The sequence below is a fragment of the Streptomyces sp. CB02400 genome, from assembly GCF_001905725.1.
In the GTDB taxonomy this organism is placed as follows: domain Bacteria; phylum Actinomycetota; class Actinomycetes; order Streptomycetales; family Streptomycetaceae; genus Streptomyces; species Streptomyces atrovirens.
In genome coordinates this window covers 1-18,898 of record NZ_LIWB01000015.1, presented here as the reverse complement: position 1 = coordinate 18,898, position 18,898 = coordinate 1, and the positions used below count along the sequence as shown (strand labels likewise).

Genomic DNA, 18,898 nt, shown 5'->3' with positions numbered 1-18,898 from the left:
GTGCCGGGCCCTTGTCATCCGCCCGCTCAGGCCACGAGCTCCCGCTCCTTCTCCACCGCCACCGGAGGCTCCCCCGCTCCCTCCACATGCTGGGCGGGGCGCTTGGGCAGGGCGAACATCAGCAGGAAGATCACGCCCATCACCGCGGCCACATAGCCCAGCGCGTGCTGGAAGCCGTCCGCGAAGGCCGGGCCCACCTCGGCCGGGGTGAGCCGCTCGTCGATCACCCCGAAGAACACCACCGACACCAGGCCGAGCCCCAGCGCGTTCCCCATCTGCTGCACGGTGTTGATCAGCCCCGACGCCGACCCGGCGTGCTCACGCGGCACCTCGGACAGCACCGCATCCGTCAGCGGGGCCACGATCAGACCCATGCCGACGCCCATGACCACCAGCGGGAGCGCCATCTGCCAGGGGGCGATGTCCATGCCGTAGCGCTCGGACTCCCAGATGTAGAGCAGGACGCCCGCCGCCATCACCAGCGCGCCCGCCTGGAGCACCTTGCGTCCGAAGCGCGGGACCAGCAGCTGCACCGACATCCCGGCCGCCGCGGAGACCGCGACGGAGAACGGCACCCCGGTCAGCCCGGCCCGCAGCGCGCTCCAGCCCAGGCCCATCTGCATGTACAGCGTCCAGACCAGGAAGAAGACGCCGAGGCCGACCCCGAACACCGTCTGCACCGCGATGCCCGCCGCGAAGCTCTTCACCCTGAACAGCGACAGCTCGATCAGCGGGGAGCCGTCCCGCGCGCCCTTGACCCGCTCGTACGCCACCAGCGCCCCGAAGACCACCAGCGCGCCGGCCATCGACACGTACCCCCACAGCGGCCAGCCCAGCTCGCGCCCGCGGGTCAGCGGGTAGAGCAGCATCAGCAGCCCCAGCGTGACCAGCGCGACGCCCACCAGGTCCAGCTTCAGGGCGCGCGGCGCCTTCGACTCGGTGATGAAGCGGCTGCCGAGGAGCAGGCCCGCGATGCCGACCGGCAGGTTGATCAGGAAGATCGGCCGCCACTCCAGGCCGAACAGGTTCCACTCGGTCAGCAGCGCGCCGAGCAGCGGCCCGGACACGGCGCCCAGGCCGACGATCGCGCCGAACAGCCCGAACACCTTGCCGCGCTCGTGCGGCGGGAAGGTCGCGTGCACGATCGACAGCACCTGCGGCACCATCAGCGCCGCCATGGCTCCCTGCAGGATGCGGGAGGCGACCAGCATCTCGGGGTTCACGGCGAGCCCGCACAGCGCGGAGGCGACGGTGAAGCCGCCGATGCCGATGAGGAAGATCCGCTTGCGGCCGTGGATGTCGCCGAGCCGGCCGCCGGTGACGAGCCCTGCGGCGAAGGCCAGTGCGTAGCCGGCGGTGATCCACTGGATCTGGCTGAAGGTCGCGCCCTCGTCGCGCTGGATCGACGGGATCGCGATGTTGACGATCGTGACGTCGACGAGGTCCATGAAGGCCGCGGTCATCACGATCGCCAGCGCGAACCAGCGGCGACGGTCGCCCTCGACGGGCTGTGGTGCCTGCGGGGTGTCGGTGGAGTTCATGTCTCAGAAGCTATGACCCGAGTAGGTCAGATCAGGTCCTACTTCTGGGGCATCCTCGTTCTCATGACGACGGACACTCCGGCCCGGCTCCTTCAGCTCCTCTCCCTCCTCCAGACGCCCCGCGAATGGCCCGGCGGCGAGCTGGCCGACCGGCTCGGGGTCTCCCGGCGCACGGTCCGGCGGGACATCGACCGGCTGCGCGAGCTCGGCTATCCCGTACAGGCGACGATGGGCGCGGACGGCGGCTACCGGCTCGTCGCCGGCAAGGCGATGCCGCCGCTGGTGCTCGACGACGAGGAGGCGGTGGCCATCGCGGTCGGCCTGCGGGCCGGCGCCGGGCACGCGCTGGAGGGCGTGGACGAGGCGTCGGTGCGGGCGCTGGCGAAACTGGAGCAGGTGCTGCCCGGCAGGCTGCGCCACCGCGTCAGCACGCTCCAGGCCGCGACCACCCCGCTGACCAGCGGCGACGGTGCGACGATCGCGCCGGAGACGCTCACCGTCATGGCCTCCACGGTGGCCGGGCACGAGCGGCTGCGGTTCGCCTACCGGGCCGCCGACGGCACGGAATCCCGACGGGTGACCGAGCCGTACCGGCTGGTGTCGACCGGGCGGCGCTGGTACCTCGTGGCGTACGACCTCGACCGCGCGGACTGGCGGACGTTCCGCGTCGACCGGGTGAGCGACCCCTTCGCGACCGGGGCGCGGTTCACGCCGAGGGAGCTGCCGACGGGGAGTGCGGCGGAGTTCCTGCGCCGGTCCATGTACCGCGCGCGGGAGTCGTACGAGATGGTCGTCACCTTCGCCGCACCGGCCGGGGCGGTCGCGGCCCGCCTGCCGGGCTGGCTGGGCCCGCCCGAGCCGCTGGACGAGGACAGCTGTCGGCTGCGCGCGACGGTGAGCGACGCCAAGGACTGGATGGCGGTACGGCTGGCGATGTTGGGGCACGAGTTCACGGTGCAGGAACCTGCGGAGCTGGTGGAGGCGGTAAGGGAGTTGGGCGCGCGGATGAGCCGGGCGGCGGACGGGGCGGGGTGACTCGGCGTCGGGCCCTCCAGGAGGGCCCGTGCCCCGACAGGAGGCCTCACGGAAAGAGCCCGCGGCCCGACGCCAGGCCTCACGGAAAAGGCCCCCGTCCTGGCGCCAGGCCTCACGAAAAGAGCCCCCGTCCTGGCGTCAAGCCTCACGGAAAGAGCCCGCCTCTGGCATCAGGCATCACGGGAAGGGCCCGTGGCCCGGCGACGGACCCTGCGGAAAGGACCCACGCCCCGCGCCATGCCTTACGGGAACGGCTGTGCCCCGGCGTCAGGCCCTTCGGGAACGGCCGTGAGCCGGCGTCAAGTCCCCCATGCGAAGCCCCGTAGCGCCGCGAGGTTGGTGACCGCCAGTTCGGCCGGGCCGCGGGGGCCCTCGGCGGGGCCGTCGCCGGCCGCCCAGCTCTCCATGGCCGTGCGGACGGCCGCGCTCGCGACGGCGGCGGTGAAGCACAGCCGGGTGCGGGCGGCAACGTTGTCGGCGTCGTACGGGGCCTGAGCGGCCGTCAGCCGCTCCGCCAGCGCCTCCGCCAGGCTCCGCTCCGACGCCCGGCACGCCTCGGCCCACACCCGGCGCAGGGCGGGGTTCGCCTCGGCCAGCCGGATCAGGGTGCGCACCCAGTCCCAGGAGGCCGCCGACACCCCGAGGCCGGGGGTGAGCGTGTGGCGCACGGCGTCCTCCAGGACCTGCGGCAGGGGCACCTCGGCGGGCGCGGCGCGCACCGCCGCCACCCAGCGCTGGGCGCCGGTGGCGTAGAGCGGGCCGATGGCCTCTTCCTTGCTGGCGAAGTACCGGTAGAAGGTGCGCGGGGCGATTCCGGCCGCCTGGGCGATGTCCTCGGCACGGGTGGCCCGCAGGCCCTGCCGGACGAAGAGACCGGCCGCCGCGCGGGCGATCTCCATACGGGTCTCGGCCTTGCGCCGTTCGGTCAGCGAGACCGCGGGAGGCGGAGGAGAGGGCGGCGTCGGGGTGGTGCTGCTCACGCCCGGCAGGCTATGCCCATGTGGCACAATCTGCCATCTGGCGGGCCACCCCGGGGTTCAGGTCCGGGGTGACCCGCCGGCCGACGGCACTCACGAGGAAGCCGGGTCCGGCGCCCGGGGGGAGGGCGCCGAACCCGGCTTTGGGAAGTCCCGGCGCCGGGGGGGTTGTGCGTCGGGACGTGGCTCGGTGGGTCCAGGATCTCAGGGGCCCGAAGTACCAACTCCTGGTCCTTGCATTCTTGTTCCCGGGGTCCAGCGGGTTGAAGCGGCGGGGAACGGCCATGTTTTGCGCGGTCTTTCGCCACCCGGCGTACGCGGCCGGGGCCCTGCACGGACCCCGCCACTCCCCCGGACTCCGCACGGCGGCATCAACACCCCCGCGCCGAACCCGGCGACAGCACCGCCACGTTCACCTTCGACAGCCCACCCGCCACGCTACCGCGCCGCTCGAATCCTCACGCCACCGCGTCCGATCCGACCGCCACGCCACCGCGCCAGAGCCGTCACGCTGCCGCGCCGGGGCCCGGGACCGGCCGGATATCACTCCGCCGCGCCGGCCCGGCCGTCACACCCCCGCGCCGGCCCCGGTCCTCACACTGCCGCACCGGGAACCCGGAACCGGCTGCCGCGCTGCCGCACCGCCGTTCCAGCCACCACCACGCCGCGCGCTCCGACCAGGCATCACGCCACCGCGCCGGCCCCGCCGTCACACCGCCGCGTCCGGCCCGGCGGTCACTCCACCGCGCCGGGCCCGGTTCGTTCTCACGCTGCCGCGTCGAACCCGGTGTCGCGGGCCAGCTTCTTCAGCTCCAGCAGGGCGTGCTTCTCGATCTGGCGGATGCGCTCGCGGGTCAGGCCGTGCTCCTTGCCGACCTCGGTCAGCGTGCGCTCGCGGCCGTCCTCGATGCCGTACCGCATCTTGATGATGGAGGCCGTGCGCTGGTCGAGGCGGCCGATCAGGTCGTCCAGTTCCTCGCTGCGCAGCAGCGTCAGCACCGACTGCTCCGGCGACACCGCCGAGGTGTCCTCCAGCAGGTCGCCGAACTGGGTCTCGCCCTCGTCGTCCACCGACATGTTCAGCGAGACCGGGTCACGGGCCCAGTCGAGTACGTCGACGACGCGCTCCGGCGTGGAGCCGAGCTCGGCGGCGACCTCCGCGGGCTCCGGCTCACGGCCGTGCTCACGGTTGAACTCGCGCTGCACGCGCCGTATCCGGCCCAGCTCCTCCACCAGGTGGACGGGCAGGCGGATGGTGCGCGACTGGTCGGCTATCGACCGGGTGATGGCCTGACGGATCCACCAGGTCGCGTACGTCGAGAACTTGAAGCCCTTGCGGTAGTCGAACTTCTCGACCGCGCGGACCAGACCGGCGTTGCCCTCCTGGATCAGGTCGAGCAGCGGCAGACCGCTGCGGGGGTAGCGGCGGGCCACGGCGACGACCAGACGCAGGTTGGAACGGATGAAGATGTCCTTGGCCCGCTCACTGGCGTCGTACAGGGCGTGGAGCTCCTCGGTGGTGGCCCCGGCCTTGTTCTCCTCGAGGCCGTCGAGGATCTGTCGCGCGAACACACCCGCTTCGATGATCTGGGACAGCTCGACCTCCTTGGCGGCGTCGAGCAGCGGCGTGCGCGCGATCTCGTCCAGGTACATGCCGACCAGGTCGCGGTCGGCGATCTCGCCGCCATGGGCGCGGACACTGCGTGCCGAGTCGGCCGTCTCGCCGGTGGCGGACTGACGACGGGCGACGGCGCGGGTTGCCATGCGTGCTCCCTTGCGATGATGAGGTCAGCGGGTGGTCCTGCGGACGCCTGACACGTCTCTCAGGTCCCTCCGGACTCTGGTCGAGTGCCCTGCATCCGATGGAAACAACGACTGGAATCCGGACAGAATTCCCAACCCGCCCCCCGATTTTTCTGATCATGCAGTACCCTGTCGGGCCACGCGAGGAGGCCCGATGCCGTCGGAGCACGAAGAGGTCCAGGTCAGGCCGGGCGCGGAGGGCGACCTGACGGCCCTCACCGACCTGTACAACCACTACGTGCGTGAGACGGCGATCACATTCGACACGGCGCCTTTCACTCCGGAGGAGCGCCTCCCCTGGCTGCTCTCCCACCCTGTAGACGGCCCGTACCGCCTGATGGTTGCCACGGGCGCCGGTTCGCGACGGATCCTGGGGCACGCCACCTCCAGTCCCTTCCGCCCCGAGCCCGCCTACGCGACCTCGGTGGAGACGACGGCCCGCGTCGCCCCGGACGCCGGCCGGCGCGGCATCGGCACCCTCCTCCACAAGGCCCTCTTCGAGGCCCTGGCGGGCGAGGACCCGCACCGCGCCTACGCCGGCGTCGCCCAGCCGAACGACGCCTCGGCGCGGCTGCACGAGCGTTTCGGCTTCCGGCACGTCGGCACGTACCGGGAGGTGGGCCGCAAGTTCGGCCGCTGGTGGGACGTGGCCTGGCACGAGAAGCCCCTGTAGCCGCCGGAGAGGTCAGCCGAACTGCACCGACCGCTTGGCCAGCCCCAGCCAGAACCCGTCGATCACGGACTTCTGTTCCCCGAGTTCCCCGGCGGCGTCCGCGGCGCCCATGGTCACGAAGAGCGGGGCGAAGTGCTCGGTGCGCGGGTGGGCCAGCAGGCCGGCCGGGGACTTGCGGGTGAAGTCGAGCAGCGCGTCCACGTCACCCGTCTCCAGGGCCTCCCGTCCCCAGGCGTCGAACTCCGCCGACCAGGCGGGGACGCCGCCCTGCCGCAGTGCGGCGAGGTTGTGGGTGAAGAACCCGGAGCCGACGATCAGCACGCCCTCGTCGCGCAGCGGCGCGAGCCTGCGTCCGATCTCCATCAGCTTCACCGGGTCCAGCGTCGGCATGGAGACCTGGAGCACCGGGATGTCGGCCTCGGGGTACATCTCGACCAGCGGGACGTAGGCGCCGTGGTCCAGGCCCCGGTCGGGGACGTCCTGGACGGGCGTGCCGGGGGCGCGCAGCAGCTTGCGCACGGACTCGGCGAGCGCCGGGGCGCCGGGGGCTCCGTAGGTGACCTGGTAGTAGTGCTCGGGGAAGCCCCAGAAGTCGTAGACCAGGGGGACGGTCCCGGTGGCGCCGAGGGCGAGCGGGGCCTCCTCCCAGTGGGCGGAGACGACCAGGATCGCCTTCGGGCGGGGCAGTCCGGCCGACCATGCGGCCAGTTCGCCGGGCCAGACGGGGTCGTCGGCCAGGGGCGGGGCGCCGTGGCTGAGGTAGAGAGCGGGCATGCGCTCCTGGGTGGCGGCGGTCATGACGGCGGCTCCCTTCCGAGTCGGCGAACTTGCTTGAAGTCTCAACTTCCATCACCGACTGTACGGTGAACTTGTTTAACATTCAAGAAGAGCGGCCGTACAGTGGAGTACATGAACACGGCACCCGCAGCATCATCGGCGTCCGCCGACGAACCCCGCTGGCTCACCGACGAGGAGCAGCGCGTCTGGCGCTCGTACATCGAGGCCGCCACTCTCCTGGAGGACCACCTCGACCGTCAGCTCCAGCGGGACGCGGGAATGCCGCACGTCTACTACGGCCTGCTGGTCAAGCTCGCCGAGTCCCCGCGCCGCCGGCTGCGGATGACGGAACTGGCGATGTCCGCGAAGATCACCCGCTCCCGCCTCTCGCACGCCGTCGCGCGCCTGGAGAAGAGCGGCTGGGTACGCCGTGAGGACTGCCCCTCCGACAAGCGGGGCCAGTTCGCCGTACTGACGGAGGAGGGCCAGGAGGTGCTGCGCCGGCACGCGCCCGGCCATGTGGACGCCGTACGCCAGGCGGTCTTCGACCGGCTCACTCCGGAACAGCAGAAGTCCCTCGGCGAGATCATGCGGATCGTCGCCGAGGGACTCCAGCCGAGCGGAACGGGCGCGGACCTGCCCTGGCTCCGCTGACGGGGCGGGAGCCGGGGCAGGTCCGGGAAGCCGTACGGAGGAGGCGTCCCCTCCTCTTCCGTACGGGCGGTGAGGGATGGACGGAACGGGTGGTACGGGTGGTGCGGGACGGGCGGACCGTCAGTGCATGACCACCGGCACCGCCAGCTCGTCCTCGACGGCCTCGCCGGTCTTGCCGTTCTCGCCGGCGGACCCGGCGACCGTGGTGCCGCCCGGCCGGCCTGCGTTGATCAGGGTCAGGGCGATGGCCGCGGCCGCCACCAGGATCCCGACGGCGAACCAGATCGCGCTGGTGTAGCCCTGCACCTGCCCCTGGAGCTGGACCAGCTGCTGCTGGGACCGGCTCGTGGCGCCACCGATGTGGTCGGCGACGTAGGACGTGGTGGCCGAGGCCGCGATCGTGTTCAGCAGGGCCGTACCGATGGCGCCGCCCACCTGCTGCGAGGTGTTGACCATCGCGGAGGCGACACCGGAGTCACGCGGCTCGACGCCCAGCGTGGCCAGCGACATGGCCGGCATGAACGCCGTACCCATGCCGAGGCCGAGCAGCAGCATGCCGGGCAGCAGGACGGCCGCGTACGAGGTGTCGATCTCCAGCTGGGTCAGGAAGAGCATGCCGAGCGCGGCGACCAGGAAGCCGGGGCCCATCAGCAGCCGGGGCGCGACCCGGGTCATCAGCCGGGTGCCGATCTGGGTGGAGCCCGTGATCATGCCCGCGATCATCGGCAGGAAGGCGAACCCGGTCTTGACCGGCGAGTACCCCTTCACGACCTGGAGGTAGTAGGTGAGGAAGAGGAACAGGCCGAACATCGCGATGATCGCCAGGCCCAGCGAGAGGTAGACCCCGCCGCGGTTGCGCTCGGTGATCACGCGCAGCGGCAGCAGCGGCGCCTTGACCTTGGCCTCGACCGCCACGAAGGCGGCGAGCAGCACGGCGGAGGCGACGAACATGCCGACGGTCAGCGAGTCGCTCCAGCCCTCGGACTCCGCACGGGTGAAACCGTAGACCAGCGCGACCAGGCCCACCGTGGACAGCAGCACACCGGGGACGTCGAGCGGCGAGCGGTTGCGGCCGCCGGCAGGCTCACGGATGACGAAGTACGCGCCGGCCGCGGCGACCACGGCGAACGGGATGTTCACGAAGAACGTCCAGCGCCAGTCCAGGTACTCGGTGAGGAAACCGCCGAGGATCAGACCCACGGCGCCGCCGCCACCGGCGATCGCGCCGTAGATGCCGAACGCCTTGGCGCGCTCCTTGCCGTCGGTGAACATCACCGCGAGCAGGGACAGCGCGGCGGGCGCGAGCAGCGCGCCGAACACACCCTGGAGGGCGCGGGCGCCGAACATCATGGCCTCGTTGGTGGCCGCGCCGCCGAGCGCGGAGGCCAGCGCGAACCCGCCCAGACCGAGCACGAAGGCCCGCTTGCGCCCCCACAGGTCTGCTATCCGGCCGCCGAACAGCAGCAGTCCGCCGAAGGCGAGGGCGTAGGCGGTGACCACCCACTGACGGTTGCCGTCCGAGATGCCCAGGTCCTGCTGGGCGGAGGGCAGGGCGATGTTCACGATGGTGGCGTCCAGGACGACCATCAGCTGGGCGAGCGCGATGAAGACGAGCGCTTTCCAGCGGTTGGCGTCCGGGCCGCCCGGAGCGCTCCGGGCCTTTCCGGCCACTGAGGCTGTTTCAGACATGGGGGTACCCACTTCGGAAGTTCGTGACGGAAATTTTGAAAAATGAGATGAAAAAACGGTGTCGTCAAGGGAACGACTCGCCCCGGGGACGGCCGCTGGTACGGGTCTTGCTCTGGCACGGGTCTTGCTCTGGCACGGGAATCCCGCTCCGGTACGGAATCCTGCTCGCGTCAGAGATCGCTCAGCGGCGCAGATCCTCCACGGTCACGGCCGAACCCGGCAGGACGGTCGGGGCCGGGGCCCGCATCCCGTCCAGGAACAGCTGCAGATGGCGGTGGACGAAACGGTCGGCGTTGTCGCAGCCGGTACCGGCCGGGGGCCGGCTCAGCTGGGCGACGCCCACCATCAGATCGCCGTACTCCACGTCGATACGGAGCTGACCGGCCGCCTTGGCGCGGTCCATGAGCTGCGCGACGAGGCCCTCGGCGCGCCGGCGTGCGTCCTCCAGGTCGGGGTGGTGCTGGTCGAAGGTGCTGGAGACCATCGGGCACAGCGCGCTGATCCGCTCGTCGGCGGCCGTGTGCGCGAAGCGCTCCAGTGCCTCGAAGGCGTCCCCGGTCTCGCTGAGCGCCTGCTCGGCCGCCCGCACCGTACGGTCCATCACGGAGCAGACGACCTCGCGCACCAGCGCGTCGCGGTCGGGGAAGTTGCGGTACACCGTGGCGTTGCCGACGCCGGCCCGGCGGGCGACGTCGTCGAGCGGCACCTCGGGCCCGAACTCGACGAACATCTCCCGGGCGGCGGTGACGATCCGCTCCCGGTTGCGCAGGGCGTCGGCGCGGGGCCGGGGTGCCTTGCGCGGTGCGGGGATGGCGGTCTGCACGGTGCACTCCTGGTCGTAGTGGCTTGATCCTTGTGTCATGTCCGCGATCCGGGGAGCGAGTCCCCGTTTCGCTCGGACACAGGTCTAAACGGGGAAACGATCCCCGCTTATTTCCCACCCCCGCCCCCTTCTTCTGTGACCCGCCTCACAGCGCACCGGCCGTACGGCCCCACGATCGGACCTCCCAGCAGGCGCCCACCCACCCTGCGACGCAGGGTGATCGGGAGGGTGCAGTCGGAGACCGGCGGCTGCCGTGTGGAGCGGAGGTCCCCGCATGCAGCCGCAGCCGAGCCGACGCCGGATATCCCCGCGCCGGCTGGCCGCCCTGGCATCGGTGACCGTCCTGACCCTCGCGGTCAGCACCTCGGCCGGCAACGGCCGGCTCTCCCCCGGCACCTCCACCGCCGGCGCCGGACCCAGCACCCTGTCCCGCACCTCCGTGCACGCCCCCTGCATGATCAGCCCGGAGGGCGAGGTCCAGATGTCCGAGGGCATCCCCACGGCTCCCGGCTACACCCGTTCCACCGGCACGGTCCGCGCCCTCACCCTGATGATCGACTTCTCCGACGCACCCGGCGAGGGCGACGCCCTCGACCGCTACCGCGAGTTCTTCCCCGAGACCAGCGAGTGGTTCGCCACCAGCTCCTACGGCCGACTCGACTACCGCCCCGAACTCCCCGTCCCCGACTGGCTCCGGATGCCCAAGTCGTTCCGCGCGTACGGCATAGAGCGCGGCGCCCCCTTCGACCCCGGCTACCGCGAACTGGTCCGCGACATCGTGGCCGAGGCCGATCCCGAGGTGGACTTCCAGTCGTACGACCTGCTGAACGTACTGGTGACCCCCAATGCGGGCCCCGCCGCCCTCGACACGGTCCTGTCCGTCACCTTCGCCGGCAACAAGGAGGCCCCGAGCGCGGACGGCGTCCCCGTCTCCAACGCGTCCTTCGTCTACTCCCGCCAGGACGACGGCTCCGGCTCCTACGACCGCACCGGCTACCGCGTGCTGCCGCACGAGAACGGCCACGTCTTCGGCCTGCCCGACCTGTACACCGCCGAGGGCGGCGGCGCGGTCGGCCACTGGGACATCATGAGCGAGGACTGGGGCGCCAACAACGACCTCCTCGCCTGGCACAAGTGGAAGCTGGGCTGGCTGGACGCCTCCCAGGTCGGCTGCGCGGCGGACCCGGGCACACGGGAGTACGCACTCACCCCCCTCGCACGGGCGGGCGGCCCGAAACTCGTCTTCATCCCCCTGGACGACCACTCCGGCTACGCCGTCGAACTGCGCACCCGCGCTGGCAACGACGAGGCCGTGTGCCGCCCCGGCGTCCTCGTCTACCGCGTCGACGCGAACGTGGACACGGGCATGGGCCCGGTCACCGTCTACGACTCCCGCCGCGACAGCGGCGGCTGCACCCGCTCCCCCAACGTCCACGCGGAACTCTCGGACGCGACGTTCGTACCGGGCGAGAGCTTCGTGGACCGCCGGGCGGGCGTCCGGGTGGCGGTGACGGCGGCGGAAGCGGAGGAGTACCGGGTACGGGTGACCCGTACGTCACCGGGCTGACCCCCGACGACAATGGGGCGTCGCGGCACGATCGACGACAATCACTGGCCCGGACCCTCGATCCGGTGCCAACCGGAACGCTCTGCACGGCAGTTACGAATCGACAGGTGGGCTCATGACGGAGACACAGCGGGCAACAGCGAACGCCGGGTCGGCGGAGGCACCCCGGGGACGTACCCGGTGGGGGGTGGCCGCCGCGATCCTCGGGCTCCCGGCACTGGCGGTGACCGGATTCCTGACCCTGATGGCACTCTGGGTACTGTTCGGCGAATCCTGACGGGAAGCCGCGCGGCCGCCGATGCGGAAGGACGCCTTCGCAACAGACGGGGCGATGACACCGGCCGGTACTCCCCCACCGGCCCACACCAGCGCCCGCCGCAACACCGATCCGGTACCCTGTGGTTCGAGCGCCCTGGCAGCCACCACCCCAGGACGCTCAGGGCTTGACAGAGACACCCGACCAGGACCGTCCCACGACCAAGCCCCGCCTTCGTAGCTCAGGGGATAGAGCACCGCTCTCCTAAAGCGGGTGTCGCAGGTTCGAATCCTGCCGGGGGCACAGAGCAAAGGGCCGGCTCAGGAGGGGTTTCCTCCCGGGCCGGCCCTTCAGCGTTTCAGGGGTCGTGCCACACGCGTGCCACTACGGCCGCCCGACACCCTCTCCAGAGAGGCCGGAGGCCGCTCCCCCACCGCTCTGGATCATGACTTCGAGTCGATCGACGATGGCCCGGTCCCGGTCGCTGGTCATGTGCTGATAGACCAGCGCGACCCGATAGCTGCTGTGGCCTATGCGCATCATCAGCTCCCGTGCCCAGGCGCTCTTTAACACGATCAGCGGCGTCAAAACATCTCAATCTGATTGGGGTTACCTTCAGAACGGAAGCACCGAGGAGAGTCATACTCTTCAAGAGGGCCTAGAGTCCGAATGACTGTGGCGTCATAGAGCCAACTGAGATTCCCCTCCTTCTCCAGCCCGGCCGCTCACTTAATAGCGAGATCCTCCTCATGAGCTCTAACCGCTTCGTGATAGTCCTCGTCATCCGCTAATCTCACCCGCACCTTCCGCGGACCGGCGGACTGAAGGGAATCTACACCGAACACGCCGGCACTTCCCGCTTGCTTCTTAGCGAGAAGGTGCACCCTGCCGATGATAGAAATCTGCGCTATTGATTGATCTTCAGCAAGCTTGATTGCAGCTTGAGTGAGGGCGGGAACATCCGTGGCATGAAACTCGAAGTGACTTTCTATGCCAGACGGTGGAGCCAAATCCTTATCCCACTCGATTGTAATGTCTGCCTCGTCAGCATTCGCCGCTATTCCGATGATAGCGTTCGTCATCTCGTACGAGATGCCATCAACTACGCCACTCTCAAAACCCGCCAGGAAACCACTCGATCGGTGATGCTGTAGCGCTTCAACAGTTGCTCCTACAGCATGCGCAACCGCCTCATTGACGGTACGTAGCCGGATGGCTCCTGGGTCCCAGGCAGAGGGGAGCGAGTCGGCCGAAGGCTTGAGACTTGCCTGATCATCAGGGGGTGCCAAGGCAGTCACGATGTAGCTTCCAGGCGTCGTCTGGCCCATCATCACATGGTCCAGATACCTGCTAAGCGTTGTCCCGTAAATGATCTCCGGCATGCCGGTTGACCAGTGCTGTTGCCTCTCAGCCGGCCAGTGTGAGGTTGTGCAGGCGGGCGATGCCGAGCAGGGCGTGGTGGACGCCGTCGCCTTTGAGGCGGCAGTCGCGGAGGATCTTCCAGGTTTTCATGCGGGCGAAGGCGTGCTCGACGCGGGCGCGGACCTTGCGGTGTGAGCGGTTGTGTTCTTCTTTCCAGTCCGGGAGTTCGGCCTGGCCGCGTTCGCGGCGGTGCGGAATGATCAGGCCGGTGCCCCGGTAGCCGCCGTCGGCGATCACGGTGGTGCGGCCGACGGCGTCCTTCGCGCCCGAGATTTCCCATGCCTTGCAGTCGTTGCGATTGCCGGTGACCGGCCGACCGACGGCGACGACGCGCCGGGTGCCGGCATCGATGACGACCTGGTGGTTGGTGGAGTACCGGTAGTTTTTCGACTGCTCGGCGACGGTGTGGTCGCGGGTGAGGACCAGGGTGCCGTCCATGATCAGCACGGCGTCCTTGCGGAACCGCCTGCGTTGCTGGAGCGCGAGCCTCGGGCCGAGGTGGTCGATGATGCGGTCCGCGGCCGACTTCGACACCCCGAGCAGCGGCGCCAGCTGTCGCAGGGTGAGGTTCGTGCGCCAATACGCGGCGACCAGCAGGACCCGGTCCTCCAGCGGCAGGCTCCAGGGCCGGCCCTTGCGGACTGGGTCGGCACCCTCGCGCCGCAGTGCGGTGACCAGCTTGGCGAACTGACGCGGGCTCAGCCCGGTGAACGGGGCTATCCAGGAGGGCTCCGACGCCGTGATCACACCAGTCACATCAAGATCATGTCATCGGTGGCTTCCTGCATCCGTCGGCAGACTGCCTTCCCGATACGGCCCGGACGTTGCAGGGAGAGAAGGGGGCGGGGTTACGGCAAGATACCTCCAGTCCCGAGCTGGATGCCGGGGCCTGTGCGACCCACCCCCCATGGCCGCGAGTCCCTCACGTTCTCCGTCCGGCCCATCGAGCCGTGATCGTATCTCGAGCCGCTGACAACACAGCCGGCCCGAGAATCAGCGGCTACGAACTCTCTGCACGGCGCCCAGCTGAGGTAACCAGACGCGAGCACCGATCAGTAGTTACGGGACAACGCTAAGGGGATCGGACGATCGACAACGCTGGTTATTTCGGGGCCGGCCAGCATCCGAGAAGGCGCTCAGACGCGGACTTGTATGACCGCCTCATGAAAGAGTTCCCAGACTGGTTGGTTACCGCGCGGGCTGCTGGTGTCATCCGGTAACGACCGTGTTTGAGTGAGGGCCGTCGTCAGCAGGGCGCAGCGCAGACAGACAATTAGCCTCGATCTTTCGTGACGGGCCGTCGGCGGAGTCGGTGGCCCGTTTTCGTGCTGTGAGTTGGGTCTGTGCAGGCTGAGGGCCCGAGTGTCGTCTCGGGGTGGCGCCGGGTTCCACTGCTCCGGGTGTCGAATTGCTGTTGTAGGGACAGGGAATTCGCTGGTCAGCCGGGGTGCGGTAGGAGTACGAGCCGTTCGAGAGCTGTAGTGATGTGGCGGGTCCAAGGCCACTGCCCGGCCAGGCGGAGGATTCGGCGGCGACCGGTGGTCACGAGTTGCCCGGCCGCGGAGAACAGGCGAAGCCGCAGGCGGCGGGGCTCCCAGAGACGGCCTCGCCGGTCAGGGCGAGCATCGGCATCCAGGCCAGCAGGTCGAGAGCGATCTGCACGATCTCCAGCCAGACCCGGTTCTGAGCCGTGCGTCTCAGGGGCAGGTTGCGCAGGCCGGTGGCCCGGGCGGCCCGGATACGGTCCTCGCCCGCAGCCGGTGACGGAGCTCGAGTTCGGCGATCGGCCGGTCGGCGGTGTTGGTCGCAAAGCAGGTCAGCCGCATGCCATCGGTGTCCGTCAGCCTCAACTGGGCCCCGGGGTGGGGTCGTTCTTTGCGGACAATCAGCCGCATGCCCTTGGGCCAGCCGTGAAGAACGTCGCCGGTGAGTTCGGCGACCCAGGCCCCGTCCCGGATCTCCCCGTCCGCCTCGATTGCCGGTGTCCAGGCCAGGGCGGGAACCTTCAGGACATGCTGGTGAATCGCGTCGGTGATCACCATGCCGACGGAGTAGGACAGCCACCGTCCCCGCCGGGCGAGCCAGGCGACGAAGTCGTGGGTGCCGCCCGCAGAGTCCGTGCGGATCAGGGTCTGTCTGCCTCGCCGGTAGTGCTTGGGCGGTTGGGCCAGGGCGAGTCGGGCGGTGGTGATGTGGTCGGCGACGGTGTTCGATCCCGCGTTGCCCGCCTGAGCAGGGCCGCGACCGGTTCCTCGGTACCGCCAGGGCCGTGATCGACGAACGCCATGAGCGGGTGATGGCCCCAGGCCCGCTTCCAGGTGGGTGCGGCGTCCTCCTTGTCGGAGTGCGCGATCACCAGCACCCCGTCGAGGTCGACGGTGACCGTCCCGTCCGCGTCGGGCGCTGCCCGGCTGGCCAACTGCCAGACCCGCTGACGGGCTTGGGCCCGCGCGGAACGGATGGCCTGCAGGGCCCTCTCCCCGGAGGCGGCGAGGGTGTCGATCAGTCGGGAGACCGTCGGGTCGGAGGCGACCGGCCCGAACACGGCCGGCTCGGCCCGCAGCATGCCCACGTCCGCGAGACAGTCCCCGCCCGATGCGACCGCCAACGCGATGTCCACAAGGATCTTGCCCTGGTCGTGCACTGCCCGGTCCTTGCGCCATGGCGTCAGCGCCGCTGATATCGCGGTGTCCAGGCCGGCCTTGCGGACGGTCTCGACCAGCAGCACGCTCCCGGCCTGCGAGACCACCGCCCGGCCGCCGCCCTCGGTACGGACACGCGGGTAGGACCCGATACGCTTCTTCACCTGGAGAGTGCTTCTTTCGTCGCTGCGACATGGACCCTAGACAAGTCCCATCGTTGCAGTTCAGGAGCACTCTCCACTTATTTGATCAAGCCTCGGACACCCCACCTCGCGAAAGCGCGAGGTTAGGAAGTGGGCCCAGGCGGAGCGCCTGGGCCCACCCCGGCGAGAACTACCGGTTCAGGTCCGTCACGGCGGAAGATGCGGGCGCCTCAGAGGGAGCGGCGCCGTCTCCACGCTGCGGAGCCTTGAGCGCCACGACGGCCACGACCGCCGTGGCCGCAGTCGCCAGCGCCGAAATCGCCGCAGCCCAGGTCTTGACCGTGGCCTGGAACTGCTCGCGGCCACTACGGTCAGAGCTACCCTTTCCTCCGAAGGGGTGACCACACTCGTGAGCCGTGGCCTCGTCGCGGGATCCCTCGATGGGGACCTTGTCGTCGGTGTCGTCGGTGCGCAGTGATGCCTCCTTCGGTCGGGGTAGCGCGGTGCATCTTCACGGGAACGCCGCAGCCACCCTTGGATACGTCGCCCTCCTGGCCATAGGACGGCCTGGAGGGCGACTCCTTCTTACCAACGCTCGAGCGCCTACCAGAATCCATTCCGCTGACTGTCAGCGAAAACCAGTCGCTCTGGCAGCGGATAGGGATCCGACTTGCGAATTGGAAAAGTTTGCTTTAGGAGATGAGAAGCGCTTCCGACCTGGGGATTTCCCTGAAGCGACCCCTGGGAGCTCGGCCATTGCTCTCACGCGTGAGCCCAGGCGCAAACACGTGCAATCCGCACCATTAGCCGCACCCCCTCCCTTATCGTCCCCACACGGGTCGCCACCTGGCGGTGTATCAGGTATGGCCAAAACCATGACGCCGACCACTGAAATGTTAGACCCGCCTGGTATACGCACGCGACCCGAGATAGCAAAAGCCGCAAATCAACCCGCTCTTCACAGGCCACCGGAATGCGCGCATTCCGTCACGGAATAGCGTGATGCGAATTTTGCACAGAACACCCGACTGGTCAGAATTAGAGGCTTTTCGGAAACTTCCTTGCGCTGTGGGGTGCCCCCCCCCGATATCGGGGGTGGTGGGGCAAGCCGGGTGTCCACCCCTCACGGAGACGGCGAGGGATTCGATCGATTACCGAAGATCGCCGTCCCCCTTTCCCCTCCTCAGGCCGGGGTGGCGATCCCCGGGACGTTCGTGCCTTAGGCTCCGCCGTCCATCACCACCGAGCGCGGGAGTGAGGCGTGCGACGCTGGCGCGAGTTGATCATTGACACATGGGGGGCGCTCGCCTACAAGCCAGCGTTCCAAGCAGCCGCGGACCGACGATCATCAAGTCTGCCCGGTCGCGCGACCGCGTCATGGGTGCCAGACGAGGACCGACGCCGCTTGGCGGCCTACTCGGTGCTCGCCACATATGACAGCAACCAGGCAGCCGCCCTACTCGGCGAGGTCGGCGCCGATCGCCGTGAGTACGGCGACGCGGCAGTGATCATCGACCAGACTCTGAGCCACCTCCTCGGCGATAGCCAGAAGATCGTGATCACGGAGGCTGGCCACGACGCACGGGCCCGGGAGGACCTGCTACGGGAGTGGGCCGCGGACGAACACCTGTGGATGCGTATGCAACACGCCGAGCGCAACGCCGTACTGCTCGGCGACACCGTCTATCTGCTGGCGTGGTCCCGCAGCAAGGGACGTCCAGTGCTGAGGACGATCGACCCAGGGTTCTACTTTCCCGTGCTTCCGGACGGTGCGATCGACGCGGACGAGTACCCGCAGCGGGTCCATCTGGCGTGGGAGGTCCCGGAGGACTCAGCGCGGGGACGAAAGGGCACATTGCGGCGGGTCACATATGAGCTGGGCCCCATCAGCGAGGACGGGAGCTCCACACGTTCCTACCCATGGTCGAGTCAGCCGAGCTCCCTCACCTGCTATCTCACCGATGCTGAGTGGGACCTCGAGCAGGTCGACAAGACGGGTGACATCGACGCGCTGTCGCTGTCGCGAGCTCGGTTTCAAACCAACGCCGATGGCGACGTGCTCAACCGGCTCGACCTCCAGCTGGACTTCATCCCGCTCGTGCATGTTCGAACACGATCAACGGCGCCGAACACTTCGGCCAGTCCAGTCTGCTGTCCGCCGCGCAGCTCCTCGATGATCTCGCCGCGGCTGACACCGACAGCCAACGCTCCTCAGCGACGACCGGTTCACCGATCATCGGCCTGTCCGGGGCGCGCCTGCCGGTCGACCGCAGGACCGGCCAGCCACTACCAGTCCAGGTCGAACCGGGGATGGTCTGGCCACTCGGCGACAGCGGCCAGCTCAGCACCGTCGACACCTCGGCTAAACTCGCCGAGCTCCGCGCGTACGTCGAGACGCTGCAGGAGCGGCTGTCCATCGTGACGCGCCTGCCTGGAATCGTGCTCGGCACAGTGAGCCCGGCCGAAGTGCCCTCCGGTTACGCGTTGCAGCTGAGCTTCGGGCCGCTGGACGCTAAGGTCCGGTCGATGCGACTGGCGCGGGAGGTGAAGTACCCGCTACTCCTGAAGATGGTGCAGCGCCTCTACCAGGTGGGCGGTGTCCTGCCGCCCGGGGAGAACCCGCGAGCGGCAATCACCTTCGGCCCCTACCTGTCGACGGACCTGACCGCTGCCCTCGACCTGGTTGTGCGGGGTGTTCAGGCGGACGTGCTTTCGCTGGAGACAGGCGTACGGATCCTCATCGACGCGGGCTTCCCTATCGAGGACGCCACACTGGAGGTCGAGCGCATCAGGGCCCGTGCCGTTCCTCCGACACCGACTGTTCGAAGCGCGGCCGGGAACGGTGAAGGCTCCGAGCGGGAAGACGCGGCCTAAGCCCAATACCGGTGATTTAGGT

18 protein-coding genes and 1 tRNA gene are annotated in these 18,898 nt (G+C 69.3%); 8 read left to right on the top strand and 11 right to left on the bottom strand.

Translation table 11 applies throughout. From position 1 onward, the window contains the following. Nucleotides 1-26: 26 nt before the first annotated feature. A complete protein-coding gene (locus tag AMK33_RS29350) occupies nt 27-1,541 on the bottom strand; it encodes an MFS transporter (protein ID WP_073936006.1) in 1,515 nt (504 codons plus the stop codon). A gap of 63 nt (nt 1,542-1,604) precedes the next feature. On the opposite strand from AMK33_RS29350, the gene AMK33_RS29345 reads away from it, so the two are divergent. Beyond that, on the top strand, nt 1,605-2,576 hold the full coding sequence (locus tag AMK33_RS29345) for a helix-turn-helix transcriptional regulator (protein WP_073936160.1): 972 nt from the start codon (nt 1,605-1,607) through the stop codon (nt 2,574-2,576). 299 nt (nt 2,577-2,875) lie between these two features. On the opposite strand, the gene AMK33_RS29340 is transcribed toward AMK33_RS29345, so the two are convergent. Next, complete coding sequence (locus AMK33_RS29340; RefSeq protein ID WP_073936005.1) at nt 2,876-3,556, bottom strand: TetR/AcrR family transcriptional regulator; 681 nt, start codon at nt 3,554-3,556, stop codon at nt 2,876-2,878. A 762-nt stretch (nt 3,557-4,318) separates the two neighbouring features. Beyond that, complete coding sequence (locus tag AMK33_RS29335) at nt 4,319-5,317, bottom strand: sigma-70 family RNA polymerase sigma factor (protein WP_073936004.1); 999 nt, start codon at nt 5,315-5,317, stop codon at nt 4,319-4,321. Between the two features lie 193 nt (nt 5,318-5,510). Here AMK33_RS29335 and AMK33_RS29330 point away from each other — a divergent pair, with 193 nt between their 5' ends. After that, a complete protein-coding gene (locus AMK33_RS29330) occupies nt 5,511-6,029 on the top strand; it encodes a GNAT family N-acetyltransferase (protein WP_073936003.1) in 519 nt (172 codons plus the stop codon). Nucleotides 6,030-6,041: 12 nt separating this feature from the next. Here AMK33_RS29330 and AMK33_RS29325 read toward each other — a convergent pair whose 3' ends face one another. Then, on the bottom strand, nt 6,042-6,803 hold the full coding sequence (locus tag AMK33_RS29325; protein ID WP_073936159.1) for a dioxygenase family protein: 762 nt from the start codon (nt 6,801-6,803) through the stop codon (nt 6,042-6,044). Nucleotides 6,804-6,938: 135 nt separating this feature from the next. Between AMK33_RS29325 and AMK33_RS29320 the strand changes: the two genes are divergently transcribed. Beyond that, complete coding sequence (locus tag AMK33_RS29320) at nt 6,939-7,460, top strand: MarR family winged helix-turn-helix transcriptional regulator (protein WP_073936158.1); 522 nt, start codon at nt 6,939-6,941, stop codon at nt 7,458-7,460. Between the two features lie 120 nt (nt 7,461-7,580). On the opposite strand, the gene AMK33_RS29315 is transcribed toward AMK33_RS29320, so the two are convergent. Together AMK33_RS29315 and AMK33_RS29310 are read right to left on the bottom strand one after the other, a co-directional pair. Further along, nucleotides 7,581-9,149, bottom strand: coding sequence for an MFS transporter (locus AMK33_RS29315; protein ID WP_073936002.1), 1,569 nt, complete (start codon nt 9,147-9,149; stop codon nt 7,581-7,583). 181 nt (nt 9,150-9,330) lie between these two features. Beyond that, entirely contained in the window at nt 9,331-9,972 is a 642-nt protein-coding gene (locus AMK33_RS29310; RefSeq protein WP_073936001.1) for a TetR/AcrR family transcriptional regulator, read from the bottom strand. A 274-nt stretch (nt 9,973-10,246) separates the two neighbouring features. On the opposite strand from AMK33_RS29310, the gene AMK33_RS29305 reads away from it, so the two are divergent. The 3 genes from AMK33_RS29305 (at nt 10,247) to AMK33_RS29300 (ending at nt 12,098) form a co-directional block, all read left to right on the top strand. Beyond that, complete coding sequence (locus AMK33_RS29305) at nt 10,247-11,539, top strand: M6 family metalloprotease domain-containing protein (RefSeq protein ID WP_073936000.1); 1,293 nt, start codon at nt 10,247-10,249, stop codon at nt 11,537-11,539. A gap of 115 nt (nt 11,540-11,654) precedes the next feature. Then, nucleotides 11,655-11,816 (top strand): hypothetical protein, encoded by a 162-nt coding sequence (locus tag AMK33_RS42520; protein ID WP_158075146.1) that lies wholly within the window; start codon nt 11,655-11,657, stop codon nt 11,814-11,816. Nucleotides 11,817-12,025: 209 nt separating this feature from the next. Beyond that, nucleotides 12,026-12,098 (top strand) — tRNA-Arg (locus tag AMK33_RS29300). A gap of 81 nt (nt 12,099-12,179) precedes the next feature. On the opposite strand, the gene AMK33_RS29295 is transcribed toward AMK33_RS29300, so the two are convergent. From AMK33_RS29295 to AMK33_RS29290, 3 genes are all read right to left on the bottom strand, one after another. After that, nucleotides 12,180-12,383, bottom strand: coding sequence for a hypothetical protein (locus tag AMK33_RS29295; protein WP_235618235.1), 204 nt, complete (start codon nt 12,381-12,383; stop codon nt 12,180-12,182). Between the two features lie 137 nt (nt 12,384-12,520). Further along, on the bottom strand, nt 12,521-13,177 hold the full coding sequence (locus AMK33_RS42265) for a hypothetical protein (protein ID WP_143203873.1): 657 nt from the start codon (nt 13,175-13,177) through the stop codon (nt 12,521-12,523). Between the two features lie 25 nt (nt 13,178-13,202). Then, nucleotides 13,203-13,973, bottom strand: a complete 771-nt coding sequence (locus AMK33_RS29290) for an IS5/IS1182 family transposase (protein WP_073935999.1) — start codon at nt 13,971-13,973, stop codon at nt 13,203-13,205. Between the two features lie 332 nt (nt 13,974-14,305). Between AMK33_RS29290 and AMK33_RS29285 the strand changes: the two genes are divergently transcribed. Further along, nucleotides 14,306-14,437: a VWA domain-containing protein gene (locus AMK33_RS29285; RefSeq protein WP_079195013.1), complete on the top strand. Its 132-nt coding sequence runs from the start codon at nt 14,306-14,308 to the stop codon at nt 14,435-14,437. A gap of 477 nt (nt 14,438-14,914) precedes the next feature. On the opposite strand, the gene AMK33_RS45295 is transcribed toward AMK33_RS29285, so the two are convergent. After that, the gene (locus AMK33_RS45295; protein ID WP_443030938.1) at nt 14,915-15,343 is read right to left on the bottom strand and encodes a transposase; all 429 of its coding nucleotides are present in this window, start codon (nt 15,341-15,343) and stop codon (nt 14,915-14,917) included. Beyond that, nucleotides 15,343-16,023, bottom strand: coding sequence for a transposase (locus AMK33_RS45290; RefSeq protein ID WP_443030935.1), 681 nt, complete (start codon nt 16,021-16,023; stop codon nt 15,343-15,345). Before AMK33_RS45290 ends, AMK33_RS45295 begins: the two co-directional genes overlap by 1 nt. A 2,289-nt stretch (nt 16,024-18,312) precedes the next feature. On the opposite strand from AMK33_RS45290, the gene AMK33_RS29275 reads away from it, so the two are divergent. Then, entirely contained in the window at nt 18,313-18,876 is a 564-nt protein-coding gene (locus AMK33_RS29275) for a hypothetical protein (protein ID WP_073935998.1), read from the top strand. Nucleotides 18,877-18,898 lie beyond the last annotated feature (22 nt).